The organism is Fundidesulfovibrio agrisoli, from assembly GCF_022808715.1.
In the GTDB taxonomy this organism is placed as follows: domain Bacteria; phylum Desulfobacterota; class Desulfovibrionia; order Desulfovibrionales; family Desulfovibrionaceae; genus Fundidesulfovibrio; species Fundidesulfovibrio agrisoli.
This window is the reverse complement of record NZ_JAKZKX010000005.1, coordinates 19930-34809: the sequence shown is the minus strand read 5'-3', so window position 1 is coordinate 34809 and position 14880 is coordinate 19930. Positions and strand designations below refer to the sequence as shown.

The window sequence follows — 14880 nt, the reverse complement described above, 5'->3', positions numbered from 1 at the left end:
CCATGGCCAGAAAGATACTCAAGTACCCCGACCCGATCCTCTGCAAGAAGGCCGAGCCCATCTGCGAGATCACCCCCGAGATCCGCCAACTGGCCGAGGAGATGGCCGAGGCCATGTACGAGAAACGCGGCGTGGGCCTGGCCGCCCCCCAGGTGGGCGAGTGCTGCCGGCTCATCGCCGTGGACGTCTCCGGCCCGGACGAGCGCACGGACCTGATGTTCCTGGTCAACCCGGAGATCGTCTCCCGCGAGGGTCAGGTGGACGATGAGGAAGGCTGCCTCTCCGTGGCCAACTTCCGCTCCAAGGTGCGCCGCTCCGAGAAGGTGGTGGTCAAGGCCACCGACCTGGAGGGCAAGCCCGTCGAGATTCCGGCGGACGGCATCCTGGCCATCTGCCTGCAACACGAGATCGACCACCTGGACGGCGTTCTGTTCATCGACCACGTCAGCCGCCTCAAGCGGGCCATGTACGACAACAAGGTCAAGAAGTGGCTCAAGGCCCGCAAGGCCGAGGGGTGAGCTTGAGGATCGTCTTCATGGGCACCCCGGACTTCGCGGCCACCGTGCTGCGCCGGGTGATCGCATCGTGCCGCCACGAGGTCGTGGCGGTCTACTGCCAGCCGGACCGCCCCTGCGGCCGGGGCCACAAGTGCGTGCCCGGCCCGGTGAAGGTGCTGGCCCTGGAGAACGGCATCGAGGTGCTCCAGCCGCTCAACTTCAAGTGCCACGAGCACGTGGCCGAGCTGGCCTCCTACAACCCGGACGTGCTGCTGGTGGCCGCCTACGGGCTGATACTGCCCAAGTCCGTGCTGGACATCCCCGCGCTCGGCCCCTGGAACGTGCACGGCTCGATCCTTCCGCGCTACCGCGGGGCCGCGCCCATCCAGCGCTGCATCATGGACGGCTGCACCGAGACCGGCATCACCATCATGCGCATGGAGACGGGCCTGGACACCGGCCCCATGCTAACAAGGCGCGTCATTCCCGTAGGCCCCGACGAAACGGCGGGCGGCCTGCACGACCGCCTGGCCGACCTGGGCGGGGAGATGGCCTTGGAGGCCCTTGACCTGCTCGCGGGCGGACAGGTCGAGCCCGAGCCCCAGGACGGCGCCCTCGCCACCTACGCGGCCAAGATCACCCGCGAGGACGCCCTGATCCGCTGGGACGAAACCGTGGAGCAGGTGCACAACCGCATCCGCGCCATGTCCCCCCGACCGGGCGCCGCCTTCATGCTTCCCGTACAGGGCGAAAATCGCCAGATTCGCCTTCTGGCCGCTCCTGGCAGCTATTCGCATGACTTACCCCCAGGAACCCCTCCAGGATGCGTCCTGGGGCTTGTGTCGGGGCGGCTTGCCATAGCTTGCGCCAATGGAACCTATTACATTCCATCGGTGCAGCCCGCGGGCAAGAAATTCATGGACGCCACCGCCTTCGCCTGCGGCTACCTGAGTAAGATGGACCCGTCTCTGCCCCCGGTGTGCCCTCCCCCGGCGGACTTCCTCTCCTGAAGTTCCCCTGCCCGCTCGGGGTTATACCGGCGGCATGTTGCTTTTCCCCGCAAACCAATTAGTCTGAACCCACATGGAAATCGCCGAAAGCTCACGCAAGCGCCTGTTCATCGGGCTTATCAGCGCCAGCACCCTGGTTGTCTGCTGCGTGCTGGCCCTCTTGTGGATCGTGCCCACCATCGGCCTGGCCCAGATCCATCCGCTGGCGGTGCCGGCCTGGGGCGCGCTCATGGGCGTGGCCATCCTGTTCGTGCTCTGGGCCTGCCTGGGGCTGACCTTCTCCGTGGCCCTGGGGCGGCACCTGCCTTTCACCCGGCGCATGCGCGGCCTGACCATCAAGCTCTTCCTGCCCCTGATGATCATCATCGCCCGCATCTTCGGCATCTCGAAAGAGCGGGTGCGCAACTCCTTCATCAAGGTCAACAACGAGCTGGTGCTGGCCGAGGGCAAGCGTTACGAGCCCGGCCAGGTGCTCCTGCTGCTGCCGCACTGCCTGCAGTCCTCGCGCTGCTCCGTGCGCCTGACCTACGACATCTTCAACTGCAAGCGTTGCGGGCTGTGCCCGGTGCACGGGCTCCTGGCCCTCACCGAGGCCTACGGCGTGCACATGGCCATCGCCACCGGCGGAACCATCGCCCGGCGCATCATCGTGCAGAAGCGGCCCAAGCTCATCGTGGCCGTGGCCTGTGAGCGCGACCTGGCCAGCGGCATCCAGGACGCCTACCCCCTGCCCGTCTTCGGCGTGCTCAACGAACGCCCCCAGGGCCCCTGCCTGGACACCCTGGTCCCCCTGACCGTACTGGAAAACACCCTGCGCCACTTCCTCGGCTCCAAGGCCGCTCCCGCCCCTGTGATCCCCAGGCTCGCCCCCAAGCCCGGCCCCTTACTCGACAGCAAACACGGAGAAGCCTGATGCCCGCCGAACAGATTCTTCCCCCCTCCAGGATGGCCGCGCTGGCCTCCCTGGAGCGCATCCTTCCCGTGGGCGGCGGTTCCGGGCAGGACCTCCAGGCCGGCCTGGACGCCACCCTGCGCTCCCTCTCCCCCGACCCCAGGGACAAGGCCCTGGCCACGGAGCTGGTCTACGGCTACCTGCGCTACAAAGGCCGCGTGGAACACCTGGCCGCCAGGCACCTCTCCAAGCCCGAGCGCACGCACCCGCTCATCATGCGGGTGCTGGGCGTGGCCATCTACGAGCTGCTGTTCCTGGACGGCGTGCCGCCCCACGCCACGCTCTCCTGGGCCGTGAACGCGGTGAAGGCCCGCCTGGGCCAGACCCAGGCCAACCTGGCCAACGCCGTGCTGCGCCGCATCCAGGCCCTGGGCGCGGACGCCATGAAACGTGAGTATTACACATCGGGGGCCAATCGCAATACACAGGCTTTGGCGGCCTGGTACTCCCTGCCGGACTGGCTTGTGAAGCTCTGGATGGACGACTACGGCCACAAGCGGGCCGAGGAGCTCATGGAGGCCCAGCTGCTGCCGCCGCTGACCGGGCTGCGCGTCAACGCCGCCAGGCCGGACGCCCGTGAATTCTACGCCAAGATCGAGGGAACATACGAGTGGGCCGCCGGGGCCTTCCCCTACTTCGCCGCCCTGCCCTCCTCGCTTTCCGCCGCCGACCCCGGCCTGCTGGAGGCCGAGGCCCAGGGCAGGCTCTCGCGCCAGACCGTCTCCGCGGGTTACCTGCTGGCCAAGCTGGACGCGCCCGCCTGGAAGGGGCCGGTGTGGGATTGCTGCGCCGGGCGCGGCGGCAAGACCGCCGCGCTTCTTGAAGCGGGACATGAAGAAGTGTGGGCGTCCGATTCCAACATGCGCAGGCTGCGCGGGCTGGACAGGGAAATCCTCAGGTTGGGCTTGAACAAACCGCTGGTGTTCCTGGCCGACGCTTCCAAGCCGCCGCTTCATTCCAAACCCGCCACAGTGTTTGTGGACGCGCCTTGCAGCGGGCTCGGCGTGCTCAGCCGCAGGCCCGACTCCAAGTGGAAGCGCACCCTGGCCGACGTGCGCAACCTGGCCAAGCTGCAGCGTTCCATCCTTGAGCAGCTCTCCCAGTTCATGCCTTCGGGTTCGGCCCTCGTCTACGCCACGTGCACCATGACCAAGGGCGAGAACGAGGCCCAGGCCGCTTTCCTGGAAAAGGCCGGATGGGAGCGAACCGGCATGGCCGAACCGCAGCCCGGGTTGCCTCTGCGCGAGGCCATGTGGGGATGTTCTTTCAGAAAGCGGTAGGAGAGGCGGCCGGGACGGCCGCCTGGATCACTCTGCCAGGCTCTTGAGATCCTTCACGCGGTCTTCCGTCATCTGGGCCTCCTGCTTCTTGCGGGCGTAGAGCTTGAGCAGCGGGTCCCTGGCACCAACTGACGCCAACCTGCCCTCAGCCTCCCTCCAGGCCGTCCAGGCCTGCTGGGAGCCGCGCAGGGCCTCCACCAGTTCCTTGTCCTCCGACTGCTCCAGCCTGTCCAACAGCACGGCCATGTCGCGCTCCGCGGCGCGCAGACGAAGCCCGGCGCACTCGGCCAAGTCCTGGTCGGAGGCCGGGTTGTCGCAGTTCTGGGCCCAGGAGGTGCCGCAGCCTGAAGGGAACAGGCACCAGGCCAGCAGGGAACCGGCGACGATGCCGAGGCGAAGGTTCCTCACGCCCTAGTCCGCCGATCCCGAGGGATCGCACCGGTTATCCTCCCGCACATACGCCAGGAGCCGCTCCATGTGCTCCCGGCTGTCGGTGAGCTCCAGGTACCGGCGCACGAAATCGTCCAGTTTGTCCGATGGTATCAGCACATCCCCCTCGGGGGTGACCCGCACGAAGGGGATGGCCTGCAACCGTCTGATGAGCTCCGGCGCGCATGTCGGACTTTCCTGATTGTTCATGCTCATGGCCGCTCCTTGGGTTTTTTCACGCCGACCGCGTCCACGACCTTGTCGTAATAGGGATCGTCATCCCTGACCCGCAGGCCGCGACCAGCCCTCTCCTGGAACCTGGATTCGATCACCTGGAGCTTGCGCATCTGACGCAGCTTGGCCCGCTCCTCCCCGTCACGGGGCAGCAGGGACTCCACGTTCTGGATTTCGCGCTCCAGGCGCGTGTCGTCCTCCAGGTAGCCCCCGTTCTTGAGCAGACGGTAGGCCATGCGCAGCTCGGGCGGCACGTGGGCGTCGTCGTCGAGGTCCAGGGGCTGGCCCGCGCAGCTCAGGTTGTCGAACTCGCCGCGCTCCATAGCCGTGCGGATGCGCTCCTCCGCGACGATCGCGATGGCCTTGAACATCACTTGCCCGCCTTGGAGCCCGCGGGCAGCGACTGCCTGGCCCACTGGGCGATCCGCGCGGAGACATCGTTCAGGGCCTTTTCCCCGGCTTCGGCAACGGCCCCGGCGTCAAGCGCCGCCACAGGCGCCTGCGCCGTGAAGGTCCCGCTGCCCAGGGCCACCCCACCCGAGGCGTCCCAGAGCTGGCACTCCACGCTCAGCACCACCCTCATCTCCCGGGTGTGCACCGAGAAATCGCTCACCAGCCCGGAGACCCACACGCTGGCCTCCGTGGTGGAACGCACCGGCCATGCGGCCGCGAGGCCTTCACCGCATGCGGCGCGCACCACGGACTGCTCCACGAGCCTGCCCGGGCTGGCCTCCCAGTACCAGCGCTGGCTGGCCTGCATGACCTTGCCCTCGGCAATCATCACGCCCTGCCGGTCCAGCGCGTCCAGGGCCTTGAAGGGGCGCACCGCCAGCACCGGCATGCGAGCCGCGCCAGCCTGCGGCTGTGAGGCCCTGGCGCAGTCAGGCTCGGGGCCAAGCACCCTCAGATACTGCTCCGCCGGGCCGGGCTTGCCCATGCAGCCGCTCAAGGCGGCCAGCAGCACGAGCCACATCAACGGATGGCGCTTCATTTCTTCCCCTCCTGCGGCTTCTGCAAAAGCTCCCAGGGCCTCTCGCGCAGGCGGGAGGACAGTTGCTTCAGATCCTCACTCATGCGCTCGATATTTGCCAGGATGTCCTCCACCTGGGCCTGGTCGTGCGCCACGGCCTTGTGCACGGTGCTGGTCAAGTCGCCCACGGCGTGGATCTCCCCGCGCATGCTCGCCAAGGTCTTGTCGACCTCCACCTGTATGGAGCGCATCGTTTCATCGAATGTTTTCAGGGCCTTGGTGGCCTGCTCCGCCGTCCCCTTGCCGCTGGTGGCGAAGGTGCTGAAATCAGAGCGGACCTGCATGGCCGTCGTGTTGAGCTCTTCCACGAGCTTTGGCGCTTTCTCCATCAATTCCTTGATGTTGGCAGCATTTTCATTGCTGAGCACATCTTCAATGTGCTCCGCGATCCGCTCCAGCCGGGGCCTGAGCTCCGAAAGTATCTCCCCGGCCATGCCCGCGAGCTGGGCGATGTCCACGGTCTCCATGGTCTTGATGAACGAGCCGGGGGGCAGCACCTCGCCCAGGGTGCCCTGCGGGTCCAGGAAGACGTAATAATCGCCCACAAGGCCCTTCTGGGCGATCCTGGCCACCACGCCCTCGCGGATGGGCACGGGCGAACTCAGCCCGATGACCACGCGGATCAGGCGCGGGTCCTCCCCGTCCACACCGATGGAGAGGATCCGCCCCACGTCAAGCCCGCCGTACTTCACGGGCCTGCCGGCGGAGAGGTCCTTCACGCTGCGGAAGCGCAGGTTGTAGACGTCGAGCGTTTCCCAGAAGCGGAACCCGCCCAGCACCACGCTGAATGCCCCCAGTATCGCCAGGCACAGGACGATGGCGCCGAAGGCCTTGGCCATGTTGCGGCCGTGAGCTGTCTTGGAGAACACCGTGCCTGCTCCTATTGTTTTTCCCGCACCGGCTGGCGCTTGGATGGCTGACGGTCGAGGAACTGCCTGAGAAACGGGTCCGCGCTCTCGCGCAGGGCCTGGACCCCTCCCTGGAACACCGTGCGGCCCTTGTTCAGCATGACCACGTTGTCCGCGATGCGGTAGACGCTCTGCATGTCATGCGAGACGACCACCACGGTCATGTTGAAGGCCTCCTTGAGCTCCAGGATCATCTGGTCCAGGTCGGCCGCGGTGATGGGGTCCAGCCCGGAGGTCGGCTCGTCGCAGAGCAGGATGCGCGGGTCCATGGCCAGCGCCCTGGCCAGCCCTGCCCGCTTGCGCATGCCGCCCGAAAGCTCCGCCGGGAAATAGCCCGAGAACTGCTCCAGCCCGACCAGCCGAAGCTTGAGCGCCACAACGGTCTCGATGGTCTCCTCATCCAGTGAGGTGTGCTCGCGCAAGGGCAAGGCGACATTCTCGCCCAGGGGCAGCGAACCCAGCAGGGCCCCATCCTGGAAGAGCACGCCCATGCGGCGGCGGATGTCCCTCAAGGATGCGCCCTCCGGGCTGTAGAGGTCCTCTCCGCCGATGAGCACCCGCCCGGAGGACGGCGGCAACAGCCCAAGAATCGTCTTGAGCAGCGTGGACTTGCCGCCCCCGGACCCGCCAAGAATGACGGAGATGCGCCCCTGGGGCAGCACCGTGTTGATATCCTGCAAAATCAGCCGGTGGTTGTAGCCCGCGTTGACACCCTCCAGGGTGACGTCCGGGGCGCCGTGTCCTGTAAGCCAGTCCTCGCCCATATCAGGTAACCATGTACGTCAGCGCGGTGAAGAACAGATCCAGCAGGACGATCAGAAAGATGGACTGCACCACGGAGCGGGTGGTCCGGGTGCCCACGTCCAGGGCGCCCTCCCTGGCCAGGAAGCCTTGCCAGCAGCCGATGAGCGTGATGGCCAGGCCGAAGGCGAAGCTCTTGATGAGGCCCGAGAACAGGTTGCGCATGCTGATGAAGCTGGCGGTCTGCTCGTAGTAGCCGGGGCCGGAGAGGCCCAGCACGAAGGTGGAGAACAGCCCGCCGGCCATGATGCCGGTGAAGTCCGCCCAGAGCGTGAGAAGGGGCATCATCAGGAACATGGCCACGCATTTGGGCCACACCAGATAGCGCACGCTGTCCAGCCCCATGACCTCCAGGGCGTCGATCTCCTCCGAGATCTTCATGGTGGCGATTTCGGCCGTGAAAGCCGCCCCCGCCCTGCCCGCCAGGATGAGCGCCGTGAGCAGCGGGCCGAGCTCCATGACGATGCTGATGCCCACCAGGTTGGCCACGTAGGAGAGCGCGCCGACCTTTTCCAACTGCGCGGCGGATTGCAGGGCCAGGATGATGCCCGTACAGGAGGCGATGACGCTGACGATGGGCAGGGAGTCCGCGCCGATCCAGGCGAAATGACGCCAGGTCTGCCAGCGCATGTAGGGCTTCCGGGTGAACGGATGGCGCAGGCAGCCCAGGAGACGGTTGACGAGCCAGATGAATCTTTCGAAATCGCCCGTCATGACAACCGCCTATATCCCGAAGAGCTCGCCGATCTGGGTCAGGGAGAAGAGCTTGCTCACCTGGGACGACACCTTGAGGATGCGTATGCCGCGCTGCTTCGCGGCCAAAAACTTGCGTATCTCGATGAGGATGGCCAGTCCGGAGCTGTCGATGTAGCGAAGGCCCTCCAGGTCCAGCTTGAGCTCTCCGGTGGTCTGCGCGCAGAGATCCTTCAGCCAGTCCCGCACGGCCAGGGAGTTGGTGAAATCAAGCTCGCCTTCTATGCGGGCCGACCCTGCGGCCTGGTCGGCAGTGGCTGTCCAGGGCGTTTGTTGCTCATCGGACATGACGAACCACCTTATTGAATTTCCAGCCAGCGCTCCACGTCGGGCTGGCGCAGCGTGGTGAGCGCCTCGCGCAGCTCACGCGGGCCCACGGTCGCCGTACCAACCTGCCCCACCACGTAGCCTGCGGCGTAATTGGCCAGGATGCTCGCCTCCGGCAGGGCCATGCCCGCACCGAGGGCCAGGGCCAGCACCGCCATGACCGTATCGCCCGCCCCCGTGACGTCGAAGACCTGGCGCGCCACCGTTGGCACGTGCAGCACCGAGCCCGGCCTGGTGAACACGGCCATGCCCTCCGGCCCCAGCGTGACGCAGAGCTGGGCACAGCGCAGCCTCTTGAAAATGGCCAGGCCGGCGCGGATCACGCCTTCGCGGCCTTTGGCGGGGATTCCCGCCATCTCTCCGGCTTCCTTGGCGTTGGGCGTGAGCAGGTCCACCCCGGTATACAGCCCGGTGTTGACCACCTTGGGGTCCACCAGCACGGTGAGGCCGCCGCCCCGCTCCTCCTTGAGGGAGCGCAGCACGCGCATCACCGATTCGCTGACCACGCCCTTGCCGTAATCGGAAACCACCACGATGCCGTGCCCCGCCGCAACCTCCCGCAGGATGGATTCCAGCGCCGCCAGGCTCTGCCCGGTCAGGGGGGCGGTGTCCTCCCTGTCCACGCGCACCATCTGCTGGTTGCGCACGATGACCCGGGTCTTGATGGTGGTCTTGCGGTTCTTCTCGGCCACCAGATGGCAGGATACCCCCTCGCGCCCGAGCAGATCCTGGATGGCGCGGCCTGGACCGTCGGCGCCAACAACGCTCACCAGCTCGGGCCTGCCGCCCAGGGCCGCGATGTTGCGCACCACGTTGCCGGCGCCGCCCAGCATGTGCCGCTCCCCGGTGACCTGCACCACGGGCACCGGCGCTTCGGGAGAGATGCGCTCCGCATCGCCCGAGAGATAGTGGTCGAGCATGACGTCGCCCACCACCAGCACCGGCACCCCGGCCAGACGGTCCACGGCCGCGGCAAGGGCCTGCGTGTCAGGCAGAGGCGGGGGGGCCGGGCTCTCAGCCATCGGCGAGTCCCCACTCCTCCAGCAGGGCTTGAAGCTCCTGCGGCGAGGCATAGCTGAAGGTGATCTTGCCGCGCCCCTGGTCTCCGCTGATCTTCACTTTGGGGTTGAATTTACCCTGCAAACGGCCCTGGATGCCCGCCAGCTCCTCCGGCAGCACAGGGCGCTTTCTGACCGCTCCCTTGGGCGTGGGCTCAACCGGGCCGGGCAGCACGTCGGGAAGCACGCCGTGCTGCTTCCAGTGGGTGGCCATGTCCTCGGTTTCGCGCACCGAGAGGCCGCGCTCCACGATGCGGCTCCAGAGCGCCTCCTGCACGGCGGGGTCGGTGATGGCGAGCAGGGCCCGGGCGTGGCCCGCGCTGATGCCGTCCTGGAAGAGGCTGTCCTGAATGGCCTGTGGCAGTTGCAGCAGGCGCAGGCTGTTGGCCACGGTGGAGCGGCTCTTGCCCACTTTCTGGGCCAGGGCCTCCTGGCTCAGGCCGAAGGCGTTGAGCAACTGGTCCAGGCCCTTGGCTTCTTCCAGGGCGTTGAGGTTCTCGCGCTGCAGGTTCTCGATGAGGGCCAGGGCCAGGCTCTGCTCCTCGCTGACCTCGCGGACGATGGCGGGAATCTCGGTGAGCTCGGCCAGCTTGCTGGCGCGCAGCCTGCGCTCCCCCGCCACCAACTCGTAGCCGTGGGCCGCGCCCTTGAGCGGGCGCACCAGGATGGGCTGGAGCACGCCTTGCTCCTTGATGGAGCTGGCCAGGTCCTTCAGGGCCTGGGGATCGAATTCGAGCCTGGGCTGGCGCGGGTTGGGAACGATGTCCTCCAGCTTGAGCACCGTCACTTCCGGGTGATCGCGATCCACCGCCATGCCCTTGAGCAGGACGTCGAGTCCGCGTCCCAAACCTTTCGCTCCGGCCATAGGCCCCCCCTTCGCCGCATTGTGCGCACTTCTTGACATCATCTTCGAACTCCTTACCCTCAAGCCTGAACCAAACGCAACCGCAACCACCCGACTCTAACCGTCTTTATCCCTGGAGGATGACGTGCCCGGCCTGAAAAACCACTTTGAACCCCTCTACGACCAGGACCGCAACCTGGTAGGCATCTGGCTGAGCCCCGAACTGTGGCTCAAGGCCCAGGCTGCCCTCTCCCCTGTGATCGACAAAGCCCTTGAAGCGCTCTCGCCCGAGAGCGTCAAGGAGCAGCCCGAACCCATCAAGGACTGGGAGGCCCTGATCCAGTTCTGGGATTTCGACTACCCCCTGCCCACCGACGTGAGCTGCAAGCAGTGCGGTTCCCACACCGAGGACTGGCAGAAGGACGAGCCCCGCGTGTTCAGGCTGCGTTCTGCCAGCTTGGGCGGGCTGGTCAACTTCCAGTGCCAGAAGTGCAAGGCCCGCATCATCAAGAAGCACTTCAAGAAGCACATCGACGTGGACTGCCGCCCCTTCGTTGAAAAATAAAAAGGCAGGAGCCACCCGGCTCCTGCCCTTGATCCCACTCTCTCACCCCGCTCAGGCGGGGACCCTGCACAGCACTTCCTTGGCCAGGGCCAGATAGGCCTCCGCACCCTTGGACTTCACATCGTACCCGATGACGGACATGCCGTAGCTCGGCGCTTCCGACACGCGCACGTTGCGCGGGATGAGCGTTTCGAAGTGGTGCTTGGGGAAACACTTCCAGATTTCGCGCTTCACGTGCCGGTTGAGCTTGTTGCGCCCGTCGTACATGGTCATGACCACGCCCAGGAGCTGCAGCCCGGTGTTGAAGCGCTTGCGCACCAGTTCGAAGGTCTTGAGCAACTGGGCCACGCCTTCCAGGGCGTAGTATTCGCACTGCAGGGGCACCAGAAGCTCGTTGGCGGCGCACAGCGCGTTGAGCGTCACGAGGCCGAGCGAGGGCGGGCAGTCCAGCAGGATGAACTCGTACTCGTCGCCCAGCTCCCCCACGAGGTTGCGCAGAAAGATTTCACGGCCCGGCTTATCCACCAGTTCGATGTCCGCCGCCACAAGATCGGAGGTGGAGGGCAGCACGTGCAGATATGGGAAGGACGTCTCGTAGACCGCCTCCCTGGCCTTGGCGGGCTCGTACAGAACGGAGTAGAGATTCTCGGTGAAGTCGTCCGGGTAGATGCCCAGGCCGCTTGAAGCGTTACCCTGCGGATCGCAGTCGATCAGCAGGGTTTTTTTTTCCATCACGGCGAGGGCCGCGGCCAGGTTGACGGCCGTAGTGGTCTTGCCCACCCCACCCTTCTGGTTGGCGATCACAATGCATCGGGCCATAGCACCGATCCTCCGGTAGTCACCCGGATTGTTTCACGTGAAACAATCTAGGATTTGTAGGTCCGATGGCAGTAGTCCTGGGCGTCCTGAAGGGAATCCACAAGGCGGATAGAATCTTCGCGTTTGCCCTTTTTCACAGCCTGGAGCAGTTGGTTGGCAAGATGGGCGAAATCTTCAGCTTCACCAGCCCAGGCTTCGTCAGCCTGCATGTGAAGTTGCGTGGTGAGGCGGGCGAACTGATTGGCGAGCTTCTCGTCGGGCATCTGCCCGTCCTGGGTCAGGTCCAGAATTTTCTGAAAGGTCTCATCCATCGAGGCTTTCAACGCGCTGAAATCCATCTCCATTACCTTTATTGTGGTCGTTGCGGGGTGAAATGAAATCCTTTGATGTCGTAAGGAACGCTCGCCACGCTGTCAATAGAATCAGGCCTTGTAGTAGTCGCGGTACCATTCGATAAATTTTGAGATGCCGTATTCGATGCTGGTAGCGGGGCGGAAACCGACATCCTCGATGAGATCATCCACATTGGCGAAGGTGGCGGGCACATCGCCGGGCTGCATGGGCAGCATGATCTTCTTGGCTTCCTTGCCCAGGGCCTTCTCGATGGCCTCGATGTAGGCGGAGAGCTCGACGATGTTGTTGTTGCCGATGTTGTAGATCTTGTAGGGGCAGACGCTGGTGCCGGGGTCGGGCTTGTTGCTGTCCCAGTCGGGATTGGCGGAAGGAATGTGCTGCGTGACGCGCACCACGCCCTCCACGATGTCGTCGATGTAGGTGAAGTCGCGGCGCATCTTGCCGTGGTTGAACACCTGGATGGGCTGATCCTCAAGGATGGCCTTGGTGAAGAGGAACAGGGCCATGTCCGGGCGGCCCCATGGGCCGTACACGGTGAAGAAGCGCAGCCCGGTGCAGGGCAGCCCGTAGAGGTAGCTGTAGGAGTGGGCCATCAGCTCGTTGGACTTCTTGGAGGCCGCGTAGAGGCTGATGGGGTGGTCAACGTTGTTGTGCACCGAGAACGGCATGTTCGTGTTGAGCCCGTACACCGAGCTGGAGGAGGCGAACACGAAGTGCTTCACGTTGTTGTGGCGGCAGCCTTCCAGCAGGTTGGTGAAGCCCACGATGTTGGACTGCACGTAGGCCATGGGGTTTTCCAGGCTGTAGCGCACGCCCGCCTGGGCGGCCAGGTTGACCACGTGGGTGAACTGATTGGTGGAGAACAGGGAGCTGATGGCCTCCTGATCGGAAAGGTCCGCCTTCACGAAGGTGAATTGTTCGGACTGCTGGAGCATCTTCAGGCGGTCCTTCTTCAGGGCCACCGAATAGTAGGGATTGAGATTGTCCAGGCCGACAACGGTGTGTCCCATGCCGAGAAGCCGCCGGGAAAGATGGAAGCCAATGAATCCGGCCGCTCCGGTAATGAGGAATTTCATGAACGATCCTTCGGTGTGATATGGCGTGGCGTGTGCGTGAGCGAATGGGCCTTTTGCAGTTCTTGTGGAATGCAGTGCTGGTAATGAGGGGGGTGCGGGTTTGTCAAGCCTTGGCGGTCAGCCCGCTTGCAGAAGCTCCAGAAGTTGACGGGCCACTGTGTTGCAACCCTCCGGACCAGCAAGCAGCAGCTCTTCCGGCGATGGCGCCGGGAAATATGAAATGTTCAGGCCGAAAGCAGCGTTGGCATCCATCAAGCAGCGACGCGCGAACCCGCCCTCCCCTTCGGCAGAAAAATCAACCAGAACGCGGGGTGCGATGCGCCGGAGACCTTCGCCGAACTGGGGTGCGGGAACCGGGTCATCCTCGGTGCCGGGACGCAGGCAGGGCCAGAAGCCGACGCTGCCACGGGGAAGGCTCAGGGCCCCGACAATCGAGCGCCACAAAGCGGAGCGCTCGGAGGAGCCCCCCCCAGCCAGGTCGGCGCCGAGGGCTTTGTAGGTGAACAGGAAGATGGGCGAGGCAGGAACCTTGGCCAGGAAATCGGTCCAAGGGGCCTCAAACGGAACTTCCTGAACACTGGAGGGCGAGGGGGTGGCCTCCTGCCCGGGGGCCGAACCAGAAGGGACGTCCACTCGTTTCTGAGGAGGTGGTCCAGGCAGCAAATAGCGGATACCGGCCTGATGCAGCACCCGGAAAGGGCCGCTCAAGGCAAAAGTTGTGTCATCCATTCCAGGAGCCTCCAGGCCACCTCGGTCTTGCTCAGCGTGGGCCACTGCTCGCTGCGGCCCAGGGAATCGACCACAAGCACCTGGTTGGTTTTGGCCGCGAAGCCGCTGGAAGCGCCCGGACCCGTGACGGCGATGGAGTTGGCCACCATCATGTCGCAGTTCTTTTCCTTGAGCTTCATGGAGGCGTAGCGGGCGAGGTCGGAGGTCTCGGCGCAGAAGCCAAGCAGCCTCTGCCCCTCCGCCTTGATGGCACCGAGCGTGCGCAGGATGTCGGGGTTGGTCCTGAAGGGGATCATGATCTCGTCGGAATCAAGGCTGCGCTTCTTGAACTTCTCGTTGCCGTACGGAACCGGAGAGAAATCGGAGACCGCCGCCGTCATGATGCCGTAGTCCTGCTGTTTCCAGATGCCGGTGCAGGCCTCGAACATCTCCTGCGCGGTCTGCACGGGGATTCGCCGGATGCTGCCGGGCAGCCAGAGGTCCACCGGCCCGTGCACAACAGTCACGTCCGCGCCCCGCAGCCAGGCGGCCATGGCCAGGGCGGCCCCCATGAGCCCCGTGGAAGGGTTGGACCAGTAACGCGCGGGGTCGAAAAATTCGCGTGTGGGGCCGAGCGAGACCAGCACGCGGGTGCCGGCCATGTCCGGGTTGGTCATGGCTTTGAGCACCTGCGCGGCGATGTCGTGCGGGTTGGGCATGCGCCCTTTGCCGGTTTCGCCGCAAGCCATCTGCCCGCACTCGGGCTCGATGACGGTCACGCCGCGATCCCGCAACATGGCCAGGTTATGCTGCGTGGGCTTGGCGTCCCAGAGGCGCGGGTTCATGGCCGGCGCCACCAGCATGGGGCCGGCGAAGGCCAGGGCCTGCGTGGAGAGGATCTCGTCCGCGATGCCGTGCGTCAGCTTGGCGATAGTGTTGGCGGTGGCCGGGGCGATGACCATGCAGCGGGCTTCCTGGGAGGGCTCCAAATGCCCGAAGGCGCTGTCCGACCCGGTCCACATGCCGGAATAGACGTGGCTCGCGCCAAGCGACTCGAAGCTCAGCGGGGTGATGAAGCGCGTTGCCGCCTCCGTGAGCGTGACGCTCACGATGAGCTCAAGCTCGCTAAGGATGCGCAGCAGCTCAAGGGACTTGTACGCTGCGATGCTCCCGGTTACTCCAAGGTGCACGCGCTCGCCGTGATGCACGGTGAATTTCAGGTGGTGTGGCAGCAT

General features: G+C 65.3%; 20 protein-coding genes. 5 read left to right on the top strand and 15 right to left on the bottom strand.

The genetic code is table 11. From position 1 onward, the window contains the following. Positions 1-2: 2 nt before the first annotated feature. The 4 genes from def (at position 3) to MLE27_RS05175 (ending at position 3739) form a co-directional block, all read left to right on the top strand. Positions 3-518, top strand: coding sequence for a peptide deformylase (gene def, locus MLE27_RS05190; protein WP_243310834.1), 516 nt, complete (start codon positions 3-5; stop codon positions 516-518). After that, on the top strand, positions 515-1507 hold the full coding sequence (gene fmt, locus MLE27_RS05185) for a methionyl-tRNA formyltransferase (protein WP_341482507.1): 993 nt from the start codon (positions 515-517) through the stop codon (positions 1505-1507). The genes def and fmt overlap by 4 nt, the downstream gene beginning before the upstream one ends. A gap of 73 nt (positions 1508-1580) precedes the next feature. Next, entirely contained in the window at positions 1581-2420 is an 840-nt protein-coding gene (locus tag MLE27_RS05180; RefSeq protein ID WP_243310832.1) for a DUF116 domain-containing protein, read from the top strand. Further along, positions 2420-3739 carry a transcription antitermination factor NusB gene (locus MLE27_RS05175; RefSeq protein WP_243310831.1) on the top strand — a complete coding sequence of 440 codons (1320 nt, stop codon included), beginning with the start codon at positions 2420-2422 and terminating at the stop codon, positions 3737-3739. The genes MLE27_RS05180 and MLE27_RS05175 overlap by 1 nt, the downstream gene beginning before the upstream one ends. 27 nt (positions 3740-3766) lie before the next feature. On the opposite strand, the gene MLE27_RS05170 is transcribed toward MLE27_RS05175, so the two are convergent. The 10 genes from MLE27_RS05170 to MLE27_RS05125 are packed head-to-tail and all read right to left on the bottom strand — an operon-like array spanning position 3767 to position 10126. Continuing rightward, a complete protein-coding gene (locus tag MLE27_RS05170; RefSeq protein WP_243310830.1) occupies positions 3767-4147 on the bottom strand; it encodes a lysozyme inhibitor LprI family protein in 381 nt (126 codons plus the stop codon). Positions 4148-4150: 3 nt separating this feature from the next. Further along, the gene (locus MLE27_RS05165; protein WP_243310829.1) at positions 4151-4384 is read right to left on the bottom strand and encodes a hypothetical protein; all 234 of its coding nucleotides are present in this window, start codon (positions 4382-4384) and stop codon (positions 4151-4153) included. Continuing rightward, entirely contained in the window at positions 4381-4773 is a 393-nt protein-coding gene (locus MLE27_RS05160) for a DnaJ family domain-containing protein (protein WP_243310828.1), read from the bottom strand. The genes MLE27_RS05165 and MLE27_RS05160 overlap by 4 nt, the downstream gene beginning before the upstream one ends. Then, complete coding sequence (locus MLE27_RS05155) at positions 4773-5393, bottom strand: ABC-type transport auxiliary lipoprotein family protein (protein ID WP_243310827.1); 621 nt, start codon at positions 5391-5393, stop codon at positions 4773-4775. Before MLE27_RS05155 ends, MLE27_RS05160 begins: the two co-directional genes overlap by 1 nt. Next, the gene (locus tag MLE27_RS05150; RefSeq protein WP_243310826.1) at positions 5390-6301 is read right to left on the bottom strand and encodes an MlaD family protein; all 912 of its coding nucleotides are present in this window, start codon (positions 6299-6301) and stop codon (positions 5390-5392) included. The genes MLE27_RS05155 and MLE27_RS05150 overlap by 4 nt, the downstream gene beginning before the upstream one ends. Positions 6302-6312: 11 nt before the next feature. Then, a complete protein-coding gene (locus MLE27_RS05145) occupies positions 6313-7104 on the bottom strand; it encodes an ABC transporter ATP-binding protein (protein ID WP_243310825.1) in 792 nt (263 codons plus the stop codon). 1 nt (position 7105) lies between these two features. Then, positions 7106-7855, bottom strand: coding sequence for an MlaE family ABC transporter permease (locus MLE27_RS05140; protein WP_243310824.1), 750 nt, complete (start codon positions 7853-7855; stop codon positions 7106-7108). Between the two features lie 9 nt (positions 7856-7864). Beyond that, positions 7865-8182 (bottom strand): STAS domain-containing protein, encoded by a 318-nt coding sequence (locus tag MLE27_RS05135; protein WP_243310823.1) that lies wholly within the window; start codon positions 8180-8182, stop codon positions 7865-7867. 11 nt (positions 8183-8193) lie between these two features. Then, positions 8194-9243, bottom strand: a complete 1050-nt coding sequence (locus MLE27_RS05130) for a bifunctional heptose 7-phosphate kinase/heptose 1-phosphate adenyltransferase (RefSeq protein WP_243310822.1) — start codon at positions 9241-9243, stop codon at positions 8194-8196. After that, on the bottom strand, positions 9236-10126 hold the full coding sequence (locus MLE27_RS05125; protein WP_341482505.1) for a ParB/RepB/Spo0J family partition protein: 891 nt from the start codon (positions 10124-10126) through the stop codon (positions 9236-9238). The genes MLE27_RS05130 and MLE27_RS05125 overlap by 8 nt, the downstream gene beginning before the upstream one ends. A gap of 142 nt (positions 10127-10268) precedes the next feature. Here MLE27_RS05125 and MLE27_RS05120 point away from each other — a divergent pair, with 142 nt between their 5' ends. Further along, a complete protein-coding gene (locus MLE27_RS05120; RefSeq protein ID WP_243310820.1) occupies positions 10269-10688 on the top strand; it encodes a hypothetical protein in 420 nt (139 codons plus the stop codon). Positions 10689-10739: 51 nt separating this feature from the next. Here the strand turns inward: MLE27_RS05120 and MLE27_RS05115 are convergent, their stop codons facing one another. The 5 genes from MLE27_RS05115 to coaBC all read right to left on the bottom strand — a co-directional run bounded on the left by MLE27_RS05115 (position 10740) and on the right by coaBC (position 14880). Further along, complete coding sequence (locus MLE27_RS05115; RefSeq protein WP_243310819.1) at positions 10740-11507, bottom strand: ParA family protein; 768 nt, start codon at positions 11505-11507, stop codon at positions 10740-10742. A gap of 47 nt (positions 11508-11554) precedes the next feature. Next, complete coding sequence (locus MLE27_RS05110; RefSeq protein ID WP_243310818.1) at positions 11555-11845, bottom strand: GAK system XXXCH domain-containing protein; 291 nt, start codon at positions 11843-11845, stop codon at positions 11555-11557. Positions 11846-11929: 84 nt separating this feature from the next. After that, the gene (locus MLE27_RS05105; protein ID WP_243310817.1) at positions 11930-12937 is read right to left on the bottom strand and encodes an NAD-dependent epimerase; all 1008 of its coding nucleotides are present in this window, start codon (positions 12935-12937) and stop codon (positions 11930-11932) included. Positions 12938-13054: 117 nt separating this feature from the next. Then, positions 13055-13666: a hypothetical protein gene (locus MLE27_RS05100; RefSeq protein ID WP_243310816.1), complete on the bottom strand. Its 612-nt coding sequence runs from the start codon at positions 13664-13666 to the stop codon at positions 13055-13057. After that, entirely contained in the window at positions 13642-14880 is a 1239-nt protein-coding gene (gene coaBC, locus MLE27_RS05095) for a bifunctional phosphopantothenoylcysteine decarboxylase/phosphopantothenate--cysteine ligase CoaBC (RefSeq protein ID WP_243310815.1), read from the bottom strand. Before coaBC ends, MLE27_RS05100 begins: the two co-directional genes overlap by 25 nt.